The 17,510-nt window shown below is 65.8% G+C and carries 14 protein-coding genes and 2 pseudogenes; 6 read left to right on the forward strand and 10 right to left on the reverse strand.

The window, feature by feature from the left end; genetic code table 11:
- Positions 1–331 precede the first annotated feature (331 nt).
- Positions 332–1,727: pseudogene (locus ACQCSZ_RS00420) on the reverse strand (IS1380 family transposase).
- Between the two features lie 252 nt (positions 1,728–1,979).
- Between ACQCSZ_RS00420 and mobC the strand changes: the two are divergent.
- From mobC to ACQCSZ_RS00445, 5 genes are all read left to right on the forward strand, one after another.
- Positions 1,980–2,156: a plasmid mobilization relaxosome protein MobC gene (mobC, locus tag ACQCSZ_RS00425; protein WP_427006200.1), complete on the forward strand. Its 177-nt coding sequence runs from the start codon at positions 1,980–1,982 to the stop codon at positions 2,154–2,156.
- 7 nt (positions 2,157–2,163) lie between these two features.
- Positions 2,164–3,768 carry a relaxase/mobilization nuclease domain-containing protein gene (locus tag ACQCSZ_RS00430; RefSeq protein ID WP_427006201.1) on the forward strand — a complete coding sequence of 535 codons (1,605 nt, stop codon included), beginning with the start codon at positions 2,164–2,166 and terminating at the stop codon, positions 3,766–3,768.
- A 9-nt stretch (positions 3,769–3,777) separates the two neighbouring features.
- On the forward strand, positions 3,778–4,533 hold the full coding sequence (locus tag ACQCSZ_RS00435) for a hypothetical protein (RefSeq protein WP_427006202.1): 756 nt from the start codon (positions 3,778–3,780) through the stop codon (positions 4,531–4,533).
- Between the two features lie 69 nt (positions 4,534–4,602).
- Complete coding sequence (locus tag ACQCSZ_RS00440) at positions 4,603–5,655, forward strand: PDDEXK nuclease domain-containing protein (protein WP_427006203.1); 1,053 nt, start codon at positions 4,603–4,605, stop codon at positions 5,653–5,655.
- A gap of 49 nt (positions 5,656–5,704) precedes the next feature.
- Complete coding sequence (locus ACQCSZ_RS00445) at positions 5,705–6,397, forward strand: hypothetical protein (protein ID WP_427006204.1); 693 nt, start codon at positions 5,705–5,707, stop codon at positions 6,395–6,397.
- 366 nt (positions 6,398–6,763) lie between these two features.
- Here the strand turns inward: ACQCSZ_RS00445 and tal are convergent, their stop codons facing one another.
- The 9 genes and pseudogenes from tal to ACQCSZ_RS00490 form a co-directional block, all read right to left on the reverse strand.
- Entirely contained in the window at positions 6,764–7,894 is a 1,131-nt protein-coding gene (tal, locus tag ACQCSZ_RS00450) for a transaldolase (RefSeq protein ID WP_427006205.1), read from the reverse strand.
- Positions 7,895–7,952: 58 nt separating this feature from the next.
- Positions 7,953–8,138: pseudogene (locus ACQCSZ_RS00455) on the reverse strand (transketolase-like TK C-terminal-containing protein); the annotation flags it as partial.
- Between the two features lie 43 nt (positions 8,139–8,181).
- Entirely contained in the window at positions 8,182–9,228 is a 1,047-nt protein-coding gene (locus tag ACQCSZ_RS00460; protein ID WP_427006206.1) for a 2-hydroxyacid dehydrogenase, read from the reverse strand.
- A gap of 24 nt (positions 9,229–9,252) precedes the next feature.
- Complete coding sequence (locus ACQCSZ_RS00465; protein WP_427006207.1) at positions 9,253–9,909, reverse strand: histidine phosphatase family protein; 657 nt, start codon at positions 9,907–9,909, stop codon at positions 9,253–9,255.
- Entirely contained in the window at positions 9,906–11,396 is a 1,491-nt protein-coding gene (locus tag ACQCSZ_RS00470; RefSeq protein ID WP_427006208.1) for an FGGY-family carbohydrate kinase, read from the reverse strand. Before ACQCSZ_RS00470 ends, ACQCSZ_RS00465 begins: the two co-directional genes overlap by 4 nt.
- Positions 11,393–13,006 (reverse strand): FGGY family carbohydrate kinase, encoded by a 1,614-nt coding sequence (locus ACQCSZ_RS00475; protein ID WP_427006209.1) that lies wholly within the window; start codon positions 13,004–13,006, stop codon positions 11,393–11,395. Before ACQCSZ_RS00475 ends, ACQCSZ_RS00470 begins: the two co-directional genes overlap by 4 nt.
- A 49-nt stretch (positions 13,007–13,055) precedes the next feature.
- Positions 13,056–14,312: a sugar ABC transporter permease gene (locus ACQCSZ_RS00480; protein WP_427006210.1), complete on the reverse strand. Its 1,257-nt coding sequence runs from the start codon at positions 14,310–14,312 to the stop codon at positions 13,056–13,058.
- A complete protein-coding gene (locus tag ACQCSZ_RS00485; protein WP_427006211.1) occupies positions 14,309–15,145 on the reverse strand; it encodes an ATP-binding cassette domain-containing protein in 837 nt (278 codons plus the stop codon). Before ACQCSZ_RS00485 ends, ACQCSZ_RS00480 begins: the two co-directional genes overlap by 4 nt.
- Positions 15,146–15,221: 76 nt before the next feature.
- Positions 15,222–16,301: a sugar ABC transporter substrate-binding protein gene (locus ACQCSZ_RS00490; protein WP_427006212.1), complete on the reverse strand. Its 1,080-nt coding sequence runs from the start codon at positions 16,299–16,301 to the stop codon at positions 15,222–15,224.
- Positions 16,302–16,505: 204 nt separating this feature from the next.
- Here ACQCSZ_RS00490 and ACQCSZ_RS00495 point away from each other — a divergent pair, with 204 nt between their 5' ends.
- A complete protein-coding gene (locus ACQCSZ_RS00495; RefSeq protein WP_427006213.1) occupies positions 16,506–17,324 on the forward strand; it encodes a DeoR/GlpR family DNA-binding transcription regulator in 819 nt (272 codons plus the stop codon).
- Positions 17,325–17,510: the final 186 nt, after the last annotated feature.

The following is a 17,510-nucleotide window of genomic DNA, read 5'->3' on the forward strand; positions in this document are numbered from 1 at the left end:
GGTTAGTGCTCAATTCCTTTATGGCTGCGGGGGCCACGGCAACGGAGGGCCCTGTTCCGGCGGATTTTCCGCCGTCAACAGATGCGGTGGTGCAGCCTGAGATGGAGAATGCAAGCAGGCAAATGGACATTGCGGTGATCGATTTGGCAGGGAGATTCAAGGCTGGATTTTCCTTTGGCGTTAAACCTTGATCCACCGATCCGCCTGGGTGGATGGTCTGTATCCGGTTTCGGCTCGTTGTGCGGCCTGAGGGTATGCCGGGGTGCCGGGCCTCGCTGCCCTGGGTGTTCCACGGGTTTCCTGGTTGCGCCGTGCGGCTGGGTGGACGGGTTCAGGCGGCTTGCGGCGGCGGGTAGAGCTGGTCGAACAGGTCCTGCCATGATGTTTGCCAGGGCCAGGCTTCGGGGAGGTGAAGACGGATGCGTCGGGCGCTGGTGGCGATGCGGGCCGGGACGTGGATGAGTTTGCGGCGGATCGTGCCGGTACGGGCCTTGCCGAAGGGCCCGGAGGCGAGGATCCCGGCGGCGCGGGTGAGGTTGTAGGCCATGACCGCGGCAACGAGCCATGCCGAGTTCGCGGCAAAAACGCTGGAGGGCAGGTGCGCCAGCGCACTGTCCTTCAGGTCTGCATTGACCTGCTCGATAATGGCGTGTTTCCGGTGGGTCTTGTCCGCCGCGACGGTGTCCAGGACCCCGGCGTCCACGGTGGTGAAGAACCCGTGGTGCCGGTGAGTTTGGAACAGGGTTTCCTGCCCCTCGTCGGCTTTGCGGTTCAGTTCCGGGATGCGGCGCACGACCAGGCGGCCGGTGATCTGCTCGTCCTTTTTGCGGGAGCTGAACGCGGTGAACACGGTCTCGGCGACCTCGGCCTTCGAGACCCAGGTGTTGGTGGTCTCGTCGAAGACCGCGTCGGTGTATTCGATTGTTTCCCACGCCGTCTCCGGGATCCCGGCGATGGCGCGTTTGACGGGCCGGGTCCATGCGCGCGGTCACCGAGACCTCCGCCCCGCCGGCCAGCGCTGCGGACACCGCGGCATGGCCGTAGAAGGCCGAATCGAAACGGCAGAGCACCCGCCCGCCGGTGTGGACGCGCTTGAGCGTGGACAGGGCGTCGGTGATCAGGCGTTTGGCTCCGCGGGCCGAGTTCGCCGCGCCCTTGCGCAGCCGCTGGGCGGCGACCACGGGGGCGGTGTCCTTGGTGGAGACCGTGGCCAGCAGGGCGTTCAGCCCGCGGACTCCCGAGTATCCGTAGCCGGAGCCCTGCTTGGCGTAGCCGTGGACCTCGATGATCGTGTCATCGACATCGACGAACACGAAGTCCTCCACCCCGGGACGCCCGAGCAGCGGGGCCCGGGTCCCCAGGTTGGCCAGGAAACGGGACGCGACAGCGTCCAGTTGCCGCACGTGACCGAACGTGAAGGACCGAAGAAACGAACCCAGCGTCGAGGGCGCGTAGCAGGCCTTGAAAAGCCGCTTCATTCCGCCGTGGCGCAGCAGGGCCATGTCATCGATGCTGTCCGCGCCGGCGACCATCCCGGCGACCAGGGACGCGACCTTCAGCCCGGCGTTCGCACCCTTGTCCGTCGGGACCGACAGCCATTCATCGGCCAACTCATGCAGCCCGGCGTCCCGGGCCAACGTCATGACCGGCAACAGCCCTGCCGCCGACACGAGATTCGGCTCGTCAAAGGAAACTGACACCGCGGACGGTTTATGGGAAACTTCCACTTACGAGATGCCTCTCTTTTCGGTGGTCAAAGGGTTCTAGACAAGCTCCATTTTCCTTGAAAAGACGGGCATTCTCGGTTTAAACCGCCGTCGGCGCCCCGACCAACATCGGTGGATCAAGGTTAAAGCCCCGAAGAGGAGGCCCGGCTTCTCGCCCTGGCGGAGAAGCACCGTGTCACGATCCCGCGGCTTCTGATCGAAGCGGCGCTCAACGAAGACAGCGAAAGCCCCTCGGAGCGGCGCGATCAGTTCATGCAGCTTTCCAACCTGCAGCGCCTCGTCGGGAGCGTGGCGAACAACATCAACCAGATCGCACGGCACGCCAACTCAACAGGGGAAGTGCCACCGGAAGCCGCAGCAACGATCGCCCATGCGAAGAGCGTCATCATCCGGATCGACCGGCAGCTCGCCGACATGGCCGGCCGGTGATCGAAGAGTGATTCCGAACATCACCCAGGGCGACCGCATGGCGGGCCTGATGCTGTACCTCGCAGGCCCGGGACGCGCGAACGAACACGAGGAACCGCACCTTGTTGCCGGCGACCCTTCGTTCATGGCCTGGCATGACGACAACGAACTGAATCGGGACGCGGCCCTGGACATCGCCAACGCCCTGGACCGCGCTAAGCAGTTCTTCAAGACCGAGGTGGACGGCGGACACGTCTTCCACTGCTCCCTGAGCCTGGCCGCGGAAGAAGGCCAGCTCACCGACGGCCAGTGGGATGCCATCGCGAATGACTTCGTGAAGGACATGGACTTCACCGAGGACGGCGGAAAGGCCCCGGCCCGGTGGGTTGCCGTCCGGCACGGACTGAGCAAGAACGGCAACGACCACATCCACATCGTGGCCAGCATGGTCCGTGACGACGGCACCAAATGGAACGGCTGGAAGAGCAAATACAAGTCCCAGCAGGTCGCTCGGGCACTGGAGAAAAAGTACGGCCTCAACCAGCTCGATGCGGTCCGCGCCGAGCGCGGATTCACTCCCGCGGAACAGGCTAAGGCCGCCCGCCAGGGCCTGCCCGAGATGGAGCGCCACAGCCTCACCCGGAAGGTCCGCACCTGCGCGGCAGCCTCCACCGACGAAGCTGAGTTCGTCCGCCGGGCACGCCAGGAAGGCCTGCTGGTCCGCCCCCGGTACGCGGCCGGCCGTACCGACGTCGTGACTGGATACTCCGTGGCAGAACGCCCGAGGAAGGGTGAGCGTGCCGTCTGGTTCGGCGGGAACTCCCTGGGCCGTGACCTGGCACTGCCCAAGCTCCGGGCCGAGTGGGAGAGCACCCCCGAATCCGCGACTGCCGCCGTCGCGGAATGGAACGCCGCGGCCCGCCACCGCAGACCGGTAAGTCCCGGCAGGGAGACGCAGCAGCCCTCGGCCGAACTGTGGAACAAATACGCCAACGACGTCCACGCACTGCGCGAGAAACTCGCCACCACTCCGTACGGTGACCACGCTGCCTGGGCACAGGCGGCCCGCGAAACATCGGCCGCCTTCGGCGCCTGGTCCAAACGCATCGAACCCACCCCCGGACCGCTGGCGGACGCCGCGCGGGAGCTGGCGAAATCAGCCCAGCTCCGCCGCTACCCGAAGCGGCCCGTGGTGGCTCTGCCGTCGGCACGCGGCGCCACCATGATTCTCCTGGCCGCGACGTCCAAGAGCGACCGCGCGGCCTATGCTCTGATGTTCCGGCAGCTCGCCCAGACCGCCCGCGCCATCCACGACATGCACAACGCCACTGACGACCTCCGCCGAGTCCGGGGCCTCGCAGCAGCTGTTATCGCTGCCAGCAAGGCCGTGGAAGCCAGCGCCACATCACACACCATCACGGCACACCCGATGACGATGGAAGCATTGCGCGGACAGCACCCGGAAGCCAGTGAAGAAGCCCTCCGGGCACGGCTCATCGCCGAACGGTCACGGGGCGGCTCGCCCATCCCCACGACACTCACCCGCCCCGAGAAGACACTGCAGCAGGCCGGGGCCAGCCGACCCCAAGACCCCAACCGGGACCAGCATCCGAATCCAGGCATCGAGCGATAGGGGAAAAGCATGAGCGAAGCAGACGGAATTGACGATGCAGTAGACGGTGCGATGCGTACCGGGCTGATGGTTGCCAGCCGCATCGGCGAACAGCTGGCCAGAATGCGGGAAGAAGAGCAGCGAACCATCGCCGCAGCCGAGGAACACCGGGCCCGGCAACTGCAGGAGCGCTTTGACGCCCAGCGCGCCGCAGCCCGTGCACAGCTGGCACCTGTGGCCAGGGATGACTGGTGGGACAAAGCAACTCCGGAAATGATTGAACGTGTCCACGAGAGCGCCACGGCATGGAAAGCCTACGACCCCGAGGCCGCCCAGGCGTCAGAGCGGATCCGCGTCCAGGTGCAGGCCCGTTACGGCATCGACGTGAACAACACCGGCGCCGACGAGGCCTTCGTTTCCGCAGCTCTCGCCCGGGCACAGCAGGCCCGCGTTGAGGCCGAAAGCGAACGGACCAAAGCCTCAGCTGCGCGCACCGATGAGGCAGTGGCCGGCGCTGCGGTTGCCGGCGCCAACAGGCAGGATGCCGCCCGAGATGGCCAGGCCGGACCGGCCTACGACTCCCCGGAGCGGCGTCAGCAGCTGGCCGAAAGCCTCGAAGGAAAAGGTGACCGCGAGGCGGTCAACTCCCGCCTCCTGGCGGACAAACACCAGGGCGCGCCGGCGACGGCGGCCGTGGCGCAGAAGCCCTCCTTGGCCAGGACATCGAAAATGGCCAAGCAGACCGGCAAGGGAAAAACACTGGAACGCGGCGGACTCGAACGCTAGCAGATCCGGGACCTGCTGCTTATTTGTGCCACAGTCTGTGGCACAATTCCGGATCGGTAGGGTTGAGGCATGACCTCTTCAGATATCGCCCTGCCGGCAGACTACGCGGACCTGCTGGACGCCCTGAAGACACGCGTCACGAATGCAAGGATCCAGGCGCAACGGACCGTCAACGCCCTGCTCATCGAGCTCTACTGGTCCCTGGGCAAGGACATTCTCGCCCGCCAGAACACGCAAGGCTGGGGGAGCGGCGTCATTAACCGGCTGGCCAACGACCTGCGGTCCGCATTCCCGGACATGAAGGGCCTGTCCGCCCGGAACCTGCAGTACATGACGGCGATGGTGCGGGCCTGGGGCACGGATGAAAATGTGCCACAGGTTGTGGCACATTTGCCGTGGGGCCACATCAGAACCATTCTGGACAAGGCGGCAACCGGCGAGGAGCGGGACTGGTACGCCGCCGCGGCAGTCCAGTACGGGTGGTCCCGGAACGTGCTGCTGAACATGATGATGAACCGCTCGATGGAGCGCACCGGCGCTGCACCGTCGAACTTCACCCGCCAGCTGGCTGCTCCGGATTCCGAACTGGCCCAGCAAATGGCGAAAGACCCCTACAACTTTGAATTCCTGGGCCTATCCGGTGAAGTCGCCGAACGAGACCTGGAGAATGCCCTCACCGGCAGAATCACCGAAACCCTCCAGGAACTGGGTCCGGGCTTCTCCTTCGTGGGCAGGCAGGTCCATTTTGATGTCGATGGTGACGACTACTACGTTGATCTGCTGTTCTTCCACATTGAACAGCTCCGGTATGTGGTCATCGAGCTGAAGACGGGCAAGTTCCAGCCCGAATACGCCGGCAAACTCAACTTCTACGTTGCCCTCGTCGACGACATGCTGCGGCGCGAGCAACACAATGAAACCGTCGGCATCCTGATCTGCGGGACGAAGAACGACCGGAGCGTCCGCTACAGCCTGGGCCGCTCCACCTCACCCATGGCCGTTGCCTCCTACACCTACGACAAGCTCCCCGCTGCCGAGCAACAGGCCCTCCCCAACGAAGGGCATCTCGTCGCCGCGCTCGAATGGGCAGAACCTGAAGCAGGCCAAACGGACACCGATTAACCCCGACCAATCAGGACCTGGTCTGGATGCAGGAGTTTAGGCTTTCTCCATGAGAGTCGCCAAGTCTGACACCATTGCCGGCTTGCCCGCCGAAGTGGCCCGCAGTCTCGTCCGCCTCTTCCACGGTGGCACCTTCGTCGAGAACGTCGCTGACAGTCTGCTTCGCAAGAGCGGCATCGAAGACGGCGAAAATGTCTTCGCCCGGCTGGAGCAGGCCGGCTACCTTGCAAAAGTCCAGGTTGATGACCACGGCTACGTCTGGTGGGAGGCGACCATCCTTGGAAATGCCTTGGCCATGGCCAGCTTCGGAAAGCCGATCAGCAGGAAGACCGCCGACCGCCTGGTCGCCGGACTGGTCGACCGCGCAAGCGAATACAACGCCGACGGCAGCAAGCCACTGTTCATTGCCCAGATCCGCATCTTCGGCAGCTACCTCCAACAAGACATCGACCCGCTGGGAGATGTCGACGTCGAACTCAGCTACGGAAGACGCATCACCGACCCCAAAGCAATCAGGGAGTACACGAAAGCCAGCGGGCGGACCTTCGGTTCCTACATCGACCAGCTGTTCTGGCCCCAGAAGGAACTTGTCCAGCATCTGCGGAACCGCTCCGCGGCCCTGAACATCACATTGGAAGACATCGACCAGTTCACCGACACCTCCAAGGTCGTGTACACGATCGATGGCGACCCCAGCGCAGCTCCGCCGCCACACGACAGAAGCCTCGTCGGCAGAACCTGAAAGCCTCGAACCTGGTCCGAAGGGCCGTCGAGGGAGTGGTCGCCGCATCTGCTCCCACTGGTCTTTCAACATGAGGGTTGCAAGACGTTGACCCGAGACAAGGCGATGTCATTTTCCGAAGTCGACTGCACGGATGTCCAAAGTCCTCTGCACCGCCGGCGATGTCGCCAACGAGAGTGAATACCACCCGGTGTTCCACTAGGTGATGGAACAGAGGATCGTCTTAGGTATGAGTGCATAGCCCGTGTCGAAAACACAGAGGCGGCCGCCAGGTTGCTTGTTTGTCAGCCATATCTGTCAGGACAGATGTGCTGGGTCTGCTGTCATCTGCCACCGGCGAGTGAAGTTTCTGATGCCTTGCGTGGTTTAGTCATCGGCCGTGGCCTGATTGAGTGCCGTCTCGACGTCACCCAGCAGTTCCTTCCAGCTGGCCACAAACTTGTCCAGGCCCTCGGCCTCCAGCACCGCGACAACGTCGTTGTAGGAGATGCCGAGTGCGTCGAGGGCGTTGAGTGTGGCGTTGGCGTTGTCGTAGCCTCGGGTGACGGTGTCGCCCGTGACCACACCGTGGTCGAACGTCGCGTCGAGGGTCTTCTCCGGCATGGTGTTCACGACGCCGGGGGCCACGAGTTCGGTGACGTACAGGGTGTCCGGGTAGGCCGGGTCCTTCACGCCGGTCGAGGCCCACAGCGGGCGCTGCGGGAGCGCGCCGGCGTCGGCCAGGAGCGCCCAGCGCTCGGTGGAGAACTGTTCCTCGTAGACCTGGTAGGCCAGGCGGGCGTTGGCGACGCCGGCCTTGCCCTTCAGGGCCCGGGCCTCGTCGGTGCCGATCGCGTCGAGGCGCTTGTCGATTTCGGAGTCCACGCGGGAGACGAAGAAGGACGCCACCGAGTGGATCCGGGAGAGGTCGTGGCCGTTTTCCTTGGCCTGCTCCAGGCCGGACTGGAAGGCGTTGATGACGGCGCGGTACCGCTCAAGGGAGAAGATCAGGGTGACGTTCACGCTGATGCCGGCCGACAGGGTCGCGGTGATGGCGCCCAGGCCTTCCAGGGTGGCGGGGATCTTGATGTGGACGTTTTCCTTGTTGACCTGGCCGTGGAGTTCCTTGGCCTCCGCAATGGTGGCCTCGGTGTCCCAGGCGAGGCGGGGGTCCACCTCGATGGAAACGCGTCCGTCGACGCCCTTCGTGGCGGCGGCCACCGGGGCGAAGAGATCGCAGGCATCGGCGACGTCGGCCGTGGTGATCGCGAAGACGGCCGTCTCGACGTCGGCGCCGGCTGCTGCCAGTTCCGTGATCTTGGCGTCGTAGTCGTGGCCGGTGGTGATGGCGGCGTGGAAGATGCTCGGGTTCGTGGTGACACCCACGACGTTCTTCTCTTCGATCAGCCTGCGCAGGCTGCCGGTGTTCAGGCGGTTGCGGGAGAGGTCATCGAGCCAGATGGAGACGCCGGCGTCGGACAGCTTTTGAGTGGGGGAAGAGCTGGGGGTGGTAGTCATGTCATAACTCCTGGAAGTCTGGGTCCGTGAACAGGGGGTACGTGGACCCGCGGGTGGATCAGGATGGGAGGCTGGCGAGGGATTCCTTGGCGGCGGCGACTGCCTCCGCGGTGATGCCGAATTCCTTGAAGAGGCGCTTGTAGTCCGCCGAGGCGCCGAAGTGCTCGAGGGAGACGGAGCGGCCGGCGTCGCCGACGAATTCCCTCCAGCCCAGGGCCAGGCCGGCCCTGGTGCGGACGGCTGCGGCTGTAAAGCGTCTGCGTGCTCGGGCTCGCTGCCGACGACGGTTATTTGTTAGCTGGGCGGAGGGCGTCGGGGTTGGCGCAGTGGGCCAGGGGTTCCCCGCGGAGGTACCGTCCGACGTCTCCGGCGATGATCGTTGCGGCTTTGGCAGCCGTTTGTTTACTGGCGCCGGCCAGGTGGGGGGTCATGACGATGTTGGGGGTGGTGAGGAGGCGCGAGCCTGCGGGGATGGGCTCTTCGGGAAATACGTCGAATGCGGCCCCGAACAGGTGGCCCGAGTCGAGGGCGTCGCACAGGGCGTCGTAGTCCAGCAGCGCCCCGCGGGCACAGTTGATGATGATGGATCCTGCGGGCATGGCGGCGATCTGTGCGGCGCCGATCATTTTGGTGGTCTCCGGGGTCACGCGGGCGTGCAGGCTTACCACCAGGCTGCGGGAGAGCAGTTCGTCCAGTCCCACCTTTTCGGCGTTTCCTGCCAGAAGGTCGGCGGTGACGTAGGGGTCGTGGACCAGGACCTCAGCGCCGAATCCTTTGAGCATGCGCGCTACGCGGCTGCCGATGGCACCGTAGCCAACGAGGCCGATCGTGCTGCCTTCAAGCTCGGGACCGACGTTGTCGTATGTGTAGTAGTCGCCCCGCCAGGTTCCGGCGGACAGGTCGGCGTTGGTCTGGGGGATGCGGCGGATGGCTGCCAGCATCATGCCCAGGGTGTGTTCGGCGGTGGCGGCGGCGTTGCGTCCGGGTGCGGAGGTGACGGCGACGCCGTGGCGGGTGGCTGCTTCCAGGTTTGCGTTGACCGGTCCGCCGCGGCTGATGCAGAACAGTTTCAGGTCCGGGCAGGCCTGGAGGATCGTTTCGGTCAGCGGCGCCATCTGCGTGATGCAGATTTCGACGCCGCGGAGCGACTCGATCAGCTGTTCTTCGGTTCCGGAGGCTTCGTCCACTTCGGCGACCCGGCCAAACGGGGTCAGCGGCCACGGGAGCGTCATTTCGGTGAATTCGACGCCGTCGGCTACTTCGCGTTCTACGGCGTCGATGAGGAGGCGGTTCAGGACGAAGTGGTCTCCTGCGGCGAGGATGCGGGTTGTCATGTGGAACTCCTAGGTCTGGTTTGGTCAGGATGCCGGGGACGCAGCAGGCGGTCCGGCTGCGGATGGTTCAGTCAGCGGCCCGGCGGATGCGTTGTATTCGAGCAGGCCGGCCTGTTGGCCCTGAAGACGGATCGTGGTCAGGGCGCAGTTGCGGAGGGACGGGAAAACCCGCCGGTATCCGCCGAGGGGGATACCCAGGAGCCGGCACAGAGTGAGCCGGATGGCGGTGGTGTGGGCGACGACCAGGACACGGCCGTCCGGCTGTTCCTCCGCTATGTCGTACAGACACTGCACGAACCGTTCAGCGGCCTTGAAAGGGTCTTCGCCGCCGGGCAGCGGGGACGCGGCGGGATCGGTTTGAAAGGCTTTGCGGGCCTTGGGGAATGTGGCTTCCATCTCGGCGCCGGTCAGGCCCTCCCCGTCGCCGAAGTCGAGCTCGCGCAGCCGCGGGTCGATCCTCAGTTCGTGGCCTGTGGCCTCGGCGCAGCCTTCGGCGGTCCGGCGGGACCGGCTAAGGTCCGAGGCCCAGATGCCGGTCAGTCCCGCGGTTTCTGCCCAGCGGGCGAGTTGGGATGCCTGCTCCAGGCCGCGGGGCGTCAGGTCGATGTCGCTGCGGCCGGCGTACCGGTTTTCCGCGTGCCAGATGGTCTCGCCGTGCCGGACGAGGATGAGATCGGTCATGCGTTTGTCCTTTCACGTGCGTGTGCGGCGACGGCTTCCGGGAGCCAGCCGCGTTGTTCGAGCTCCTTCACAAGGTCCAGGTAGGAGGCGTCGTACCTGCCGGTGGATCCGTCCCGGGGATCGATTCTCCGCCGCATCCGCACCATCTCCGCGGCCACGTCGGCGGTCTGCCGCCCCGGGGAGGCCGCGAGGACGGCCATGCCCAACGCCGGCTCCGCGTTCTGCGGCAACGTCACGGGACGGCCCAGGATGTCTGCGCGCAGCTGGCACCAGTACTCGCTTTTGGTGGCTCCGCCGGTCAGGATCAGCTCGCCGTGCAGGGGTGCGCCCAGGAGGTCGAGGTAGTCGAAGCAGAGCCGTTCAATGTAGGCGATGCCCTGCAGGACTGCGGCGTACCGTTCGCCGTCGGTGGCGGGGGTCCCGAGGATGAATCCTTCCGCGCCGGGGGCGAGGAAAGGGAAGCGTTCACCGCGGGACACGAGCGGGTAGGCGAGGACGCCGGCGGGTTCATAGGCTCTGGCCTGACGCTCAAGCCGGGCCAGGTCCTGGCCGGAGAAGTCCCGGGTGATGGCGCCGGCTCCGGTGCTGGAGGCGCCGCCGGGGAGCCAGTCGCCGTTGGGGGCCTTATGCGAATAGACGACGCCCAGGGGGTCCTGGATCAGGTCCCGGGTGACGCCTTTGAGCACCAGTGTTGTGCCGAGTACGGAGTTCCAGCTGCCGGCTTTCAGTGCCCCGGCGCCCAGCTGGGCGGCGCAGCCGTCGGTGGCACCGGCGATGACCGGGGTGCCGGCGGGGATGCCGGTGGCCGCGGCGGCCGCGCTGCTGACGGACCCGATCCGGGTGCCCATGCGGACGAGGTCCGGAAGGACCCCTGCCGGGACCCCGAGGTCCTGCATGAGTTCCTCGGGCCACTTTTCCTGAATCAGGTGTGCCCCTGTTTTGAGGGCATTGCTCAGGTCGGTGGGGACATCATGGCCCGTGAGCTGCCGGTTGATGAAGTCGTTCTGATGGGCCAGCCGGGCGCCGGGGACCTTGTCCTGATGCTCGCGCAGCAGCCAGAGAAGCTTCGGCAGGGCCCAGGCCGGCTGCATCCGCTGGTAGCCCAGTTCGCCCCAGACGTCGGCCCCGGCATCGTTGACGCGGGCGGCCTCCGTTGCGGCGCGTCCGTCGTCGTACATGAGCCCCGGCGTCAGGGGCCGGCCGTCCCGGTCCATGAGCAGGATCGTGCCGGAGGTCGCGTCGACGGCGACCCCCCGTACCGCCGCGGCGGGGACATCCCGGAGGGCGTCGTTGGCTGCTCCGGCGACCGCCTCCCACCATTGTTCCGGGTTCTGCTCGTGGCGGGCGCCGTCCCGGTGGCTGGTCAGCGGGCGGCTGCCGGAACCGATCACCTCGCCGGTGCCGGTGACAGCAAGGACGCGGACGCTTTGGGTCCCCAGATCGATTCCCACCCACACGTCGTCGATGGAGTTTGGCTGGTCGTTCATATGCTTCTCTCTGGCCCGTGGCTGGTTCGCGGCGCGGCGCCGGGAGACGGCGGGCCACCCGGGGCGTCGGCAGCTGGCGCTGGGTTGTGGGCCGGGACCGTGTCCGGCCGGCTGTTTTCCGTGGAGTGCTGCCGCATCATGGCCAGGCGGGGCCAGGCCTGCCTGGTCACGTGCCGCAGGGCCAGGAAGTCTTCGTAGAGTCCGCTGTAGAAGGCCGCCCGGGACGGGTCCGGTGCGAAAGTGTCCCGGATCCGTATATACGAGGGGGCTGCTTCCTGCACGCTGCCGGCGCGGCCGGTGGCGACGAGTCCGATCAGGAATGCTCCTTTGGCTCCGACCTCGGTGTCCGTGGACCGCAGCACCGGGATGCCGGTGACGTCGGCGATCATCTGCAGCCACAGCGCGCTGGCTGCTCCTCCGCCGCAGACCCGCAGTTCCGTGGGGGAGTCTCCGGAGGCGGTGAGGCAGTCCCGGATGACCAGGGTGAGTCCTTCCAGAACAGCCCTGGCGATGTGTTCGCGCCGGTGCTCGAAGGACATCCCCAGGAACGTCCCGCGCGCCAGCGGATCCAGGAACGGCGCCCGCTCACCCGCGGGGGAAAAGTACGGCAGGAACATCAGACCCCCCGCGCCGGGCCCGCACGTCGAGGCGAGGTGCGTGAGCGCGTCAGGGTCCTCGATTCCCAGCAGCTCACAGGCCCACTGGATGACCTCGCCGCCGGCGAGTGTGGGGAAGGAGCGCAGGATCAGTCCCGGCAGTCCCGGGGCAATGTTCAGGCCGGCGGCCGGGTCGCTGATCCGGAGCTGGTCGGTGATGATTTCGGTGCACAGTGTTGTGCCCAGGATGCAGCAGGCCTGGCCGGGAGTGACGGCGCCGACGCCGATAGCGGTGGAGGCTATGTCATATGAGGACATCACGACCGGCAGCCCGGCCGGAAGACCGAGAAGGGCCCCGGCGTGAGCGGTGAGCTCCGCCACCCGGTGGCGGTCGTCGCGGATGGGCGGCAGCAACGCCTGTGCCCATTCCATGTCGTAGAGGCGCAGCAGCTCCGGGGAGTACTGGCGGGTGCGGATGTCCATGAAGGGGGCGGCCGCGTCGGACTCGTCGACCGCGAATTCGCCGGTCATTTGGGCGAAGACCCATCCTCCGCAGGTCAGGGACGCGTGCGAGCGGTCGAGCCTGTCCGGATCGTTTTGCCGCAGCCAGCTGAGGATGACGTTGGGCATTCCCGAGGATGTCAGCGAGCCGTTGATGGGGAAGGCCCGCTCAAGGACCCCGGCATGTGTCCAGGCGGAGAGGATGTCCACGCCGCGGCCGTCGTTCCACAGGATGGCCGGACCGGTGGGCGCCCCGTGGGAGTCGACGAGCCACGCGCCGTCGCCCTGGGCGGTGATGGCCAGATAGTCGACCTCGGACTGGAGCCGGGCGGCGACGCCGCGGACGGTGAAGACCACGGCGTCCCAGACCGAAAGCATGTCCTGCTCCGCCCACCCGGGCCGGGGGCGGGCCAAGGCTGTGGCCTGGCGGAGGACCACGACCTCGGTCCCGTCCTCGTCGTACCCGACGGCTTTGATCATCGTGGTACCGGCGTCAACGCAGATGACCGCCATGTCCGAACCTTCCTTCGTGCTGTCGATGTGTTGCCCGCGGATTGCGGGGTCACGCCCTGCCGTGCGAGGTGCGGGAGCGGCGGGAGACGGAGTCGAGCATGACGGCCAGCAGCAGCACGACGCCGGTGACCATGAACCGGAACGAGGAGTCCAGGTTCAGCAGGGTCAGTCCGCTGGAGATTGACTGGATGACGACGATGCCCAGGAGGGCGGAGAAGGCGCTTCCCCGGCCGCCGAAGAGGCTGGTGCCGCCGATGACGGCGGCGGCGATGGCGTTCAGGTTGACGTCTCCGCCGCCGCTGCCCTGGTTGGCCGCGGCCAGGCGTGCGGCGGCCAGCAGTCCGCCGACCGCGGCCAGGGTGGAGCAGGTGACGAAGACCGAGGTGTACACGGCTTTGACGTTGATGCCGGCACGGCGGGCCGCTTCGGCGTTGCCTCCGACCGCGTAGACGGACCGGCCCCATTTGGTCCGCTTCAGCAGGTAGTTCATGGCCAGTATCAGGGCGATAAAGAAGACGAACATCCAGCCCACGCCGCGGGTCTGGTTCAGGTACCAGACGACCAAGCCCAGGACCAGCAGCAACAGGACGCTGCGGGGGATCATGCTCTGCAGTGACATGGATGACAGCCCTGCGGTGCGGCGGGCCCGGGCGTGGAGGTAGTCGGTGGCGAACAGTCCGCCGGCTGCGGCGAGGACGAGGATATAGGAAAGCCACGGCGGCACGAAGGCGAGCTGGGCGAAGTAGACCAGGGCCGAATCGAAGGGAAGGTTGATGGAGCCCTTGGCTCCGAGAACGTACAGCTGCAGGCCAAGGAATCCCAGCAGGCCGGCGAGGGTGATGACGAAGCTGGGCACACCGAAGCGGTTGAAGATCTGTCCGTAGACCCAGCCGATGACCGCGCCCAGGGCCACCGTGGCCAGGACGGAGAGCCAGACGGGCCAGCCCAGGTTGACGACGGTCACGGCGACGACGGCCGCGGACAGGCCGCTGACGGAACCGACGGACAGGTCGATCTGCGCGACGAGGAGGACGCCGACGATGCCGAGGGCGATGATTCCGACCGCGGAGCTTTCCATGGCGAGGTTCACGAGGTTGGCACTGGAGAGGAAGATGGGGTTCAGGCTTTGAAGGACGGCCCAGATAACGATGAGCCCCGCCACGACGGGCAGGACGCCGAGGTCGCCGGAGCGGGTTCTGTCCACGAAGGCCTTGAGTTGTCCCTTGAGTCCGGTGCGGTCCTGAAGCCGTTCGTCCTGCAGGTCCAGCGGCCGGATCTGGGGCGTGGGTGCGGTTTTGCTGTTCATTGTGCCAGGTTCTCCTCGCTGGGTGTGGAAGTTCCGGGTGCCCCGCGTGTGGCGGACCGGCGGGAAACGACGTTGTCCGTCGCCCCGGTAATGGCGGCGATGAGGTCTTCCGCTGAGACGTCACTGACGTTGAAGACGCCGTTGTTGCGGCCAAGCCTGAGCACGGCGACGCGGTCGGCGACGGCCTGCACATCGGCCATGTTGTGACTGATCATGATGACGCCGTGCCCTCTTTCGCGCAGCCGCTCCACCAGGTTCAGCACTTCAGCGGTCTGGGCTACGCCGAGGGCGGCGGTGGGTTCGTCCAGAATGACGATTTTGGGCTCCCCGAGCAGGGACCGTGCGATGGCCACGGTCTGGCGTTGCCCGCCCGAGAGGGAGGCGACCTGCGTGCGCAGCGAGGGAATCTTGGCGGAGAGCTGCTTCAGCAGTTCCCAGGACCGGGTTTCCATTTCGACTTCGTTCAGCCGCAGCGGTGAGATTTCGCGGCCAAGGAAGAGGTTGTCGACGACGGTGAGGTTGTCGCAGAGGGCAAGGTCCTGGAAGACGGTGGCGATGCCCAGGTGCAGGGCGGCCATCGGGGTGGGGATGGTTACGTCGTTGCCCTCGAAGGCGATGGTCCCGGAGTCGGGGGCATGCACTCCGGAGAGCACTTTGACCAGCGTTGATTTGCCGGCACCGTTGTCCCCGACGATGGCGACGACCTCCCCTGCGGCCACGTCCAGATCGATTTCCATGAGCGCGGCGACGGCGCCGAAGGATTTGTTGATGCCGCGCAAAGACAGAAGCGGCGTTCCGGCCCCGTCGCCGGGTGTGGTGGGTGTTGAAGACATGTGATCCTCTAAGCAGTAATCGTGGTGCGTTCGGCGGATGGGTGCCCCGCCGAACGGGCGGGGCACCATTTCCCTGTTATTTGATGCCGGCCTTGGCGCAGGCTGCAGCGTAGGTCGGCGTGCAGAGGTCGGAGACCTTCAGGATGCCGCTGGTCACCAGGGCCTCGTTGAGGTTGTCGATCGTGACCACGGTCGGGACGAACAGCTCCGACGGGGTGTCAAACAACGTGGCCTTGCCCTCGGGCTTTTCACCCTTGGCAAACTTGTAGGCGATGTCCGCGGCCGCTTCGGCAACGATCTTGATCGGCTTGGAGATGGTGTTGTACTGATCCCCGGCGATGATCCGCTGGGCCGCTGCAAGCTCGGCGTCGTTGCCCGTCACGGGCGGTACCGGGTTGAGCCCGGCGGCCTTGAACGCGGCAATCGCGCCGCCGCCGGTACCGTCATTGGCAGCCACAACGCCGGCGATCTTTCCCGGGAACTGGGTGATCTGGCCGCTGACCCAGTCCTGCGCCTTGGTAGGTTCCCAGCCCGGGGTGTCAAATTCGGCCAGCAGCTTGAAACCGCTGGCGTCCACCGCGGTGTGGATGCCCTTCTTGATCAACCCTGCGGCCGCATCCGTGGGGGAACCGTTGACCTGAAGCAGCCCGCCCGTGGCATTGGTCTTCTTCAAGTGGTCCACCAGGGACTGGGCGATCAGGGAACCGATCTTCTCGTTGTCAAAGGACACGTAGTAGCTGGCCGGAACCGAAGGGATCGGCCTGTCATAGGCGATGACCGGGACGTTCTGTGCCTTCGCGGTGTTGACGATGGTGGCCGCCGCCGCCGAGTCAACAGGGTCGATCACGATCGCCTTTACCCCCTGGGCCAGGGCGGAGTTCGCCTGCTCCTGCTGCTTCGCGGCGCTGGCATTGGCATTGGAATAGATGACCGAACAACCCGAACACAGCGACTTGACCTTCGCCTCGAACAGCGGCTTGTCGAACAGTTCGTAACGGGTCGAGGCGATGTCCGGCATCAGGAACGCGATCTTGGCGCTGGAGGCGTCACCGCCGGCGCCGCCCGTGCCCTGGGGTGTGGAACAGCCCGCCAGGGCCGCCACGGTTGCCATGGCCGCCAAAGCAACGGCGGCGGCTCGGGTGTAGAAGTTCTTCATTGAATTCCCTTTCTCGGGGTGAGCTGTGAGGCGGCCGACCATCCCGGACCGCTGGCGATGTGACAAGAGTAACAGAAAGAATGTGAATTTGATCACTAAAGCTGTATGCTTTTCACAGCGGCGGACAGGATATCCTGAATGGATGCCCAGCCGCAATGAACCCCGACAGGGGCCGGGAACGATATCCAAGGCGAAGGCGAGCCGATGAACGAGACGACTGCTTTGAAGAAGCCCCGGGCACGCCGCCAGCAGAAACTCGTCGAGCACGTGGTCGGAGCGGGGTTCGCCACTGCCGCCGAACTGGCAACCCTCGCCGGCGTCAGCCTCATGACCGTTCACCGCGACATCGACGACCTGGCCGGGCGCGGAGTTCTGCGTAAAGTCCATGGAGGAGTTTCCGCGCTGCCGTCAACGGTGTTCGAAGCCAGCTCCGAAATACGCATGCAGATGCAGGCCCAGGCCAAGACCGCGCTGGCCCACAAGGCGCTGGAGTTCGTAGAGGCCGGCATGTCCGTCATGCTCGACGACTCCACAACCGTTCTCGCGCTGGCGCGCCTGCTGAACAAGACCGGCCCCCTGACTGTCCTCACGAACTACCGACAGGCCCTCGAGGCACTGCGAGAAAACAACGACATCCGTCTTATTGTCATCGGCGGCCAGTACTCACGGACACACGACTCGTTTATCGGGCTGCCTACCGACAGTTCGGTGAACTCCTACGCCGTGGACATAGTGTTCCAGTCAACCTCGACCATGGGCTCCGAGATGACCTACCACCAGGAACAGGACATTGTCTTCATGAAGCGCGCCATGCTCAAAGCCGGCACGCGACGGATTCTGATGATGGACGGCAGCAAAGTGGGCCGCACCTCCCTGCACCACTTCGCCCCCGTCAGCGATTTCACAGACGTCATCCTCACCGACGACGTGCCCGCCGCGGACAGAGAAGCAATCGCAGCCAACTGTACGGTGCACATCGCACCGCTCGCGCCTCACCGGCCGGGCCACTCCGACGCCCCATAGCGACCGCCCCCCGGACCCGGTGAATAGTCGATGAAGTGCACGGCCGAGCCAGTGGTCCCCGGGAACGTGGGACCGATCAGGGCAGCGCAAGATCCCGAACGCCAGGCCGCCCGCAACGCCGCTCCCCGAGAACCAGACCAGTCGTCTCAGCTCCTTGGTTATCGAACCCCGGAGAACACAACATCA

Origin of the sequence: Pseudarthrobacter sp. H2 (genome assembly GCF_050157045.1) — a bacterium.
In the GTDB taxonomy this organism is placed as follows: Bacteria; Actinomycetota; Actinomycetes; order Actinomycetales; family Micrococcaceae; genus Arthrobacter.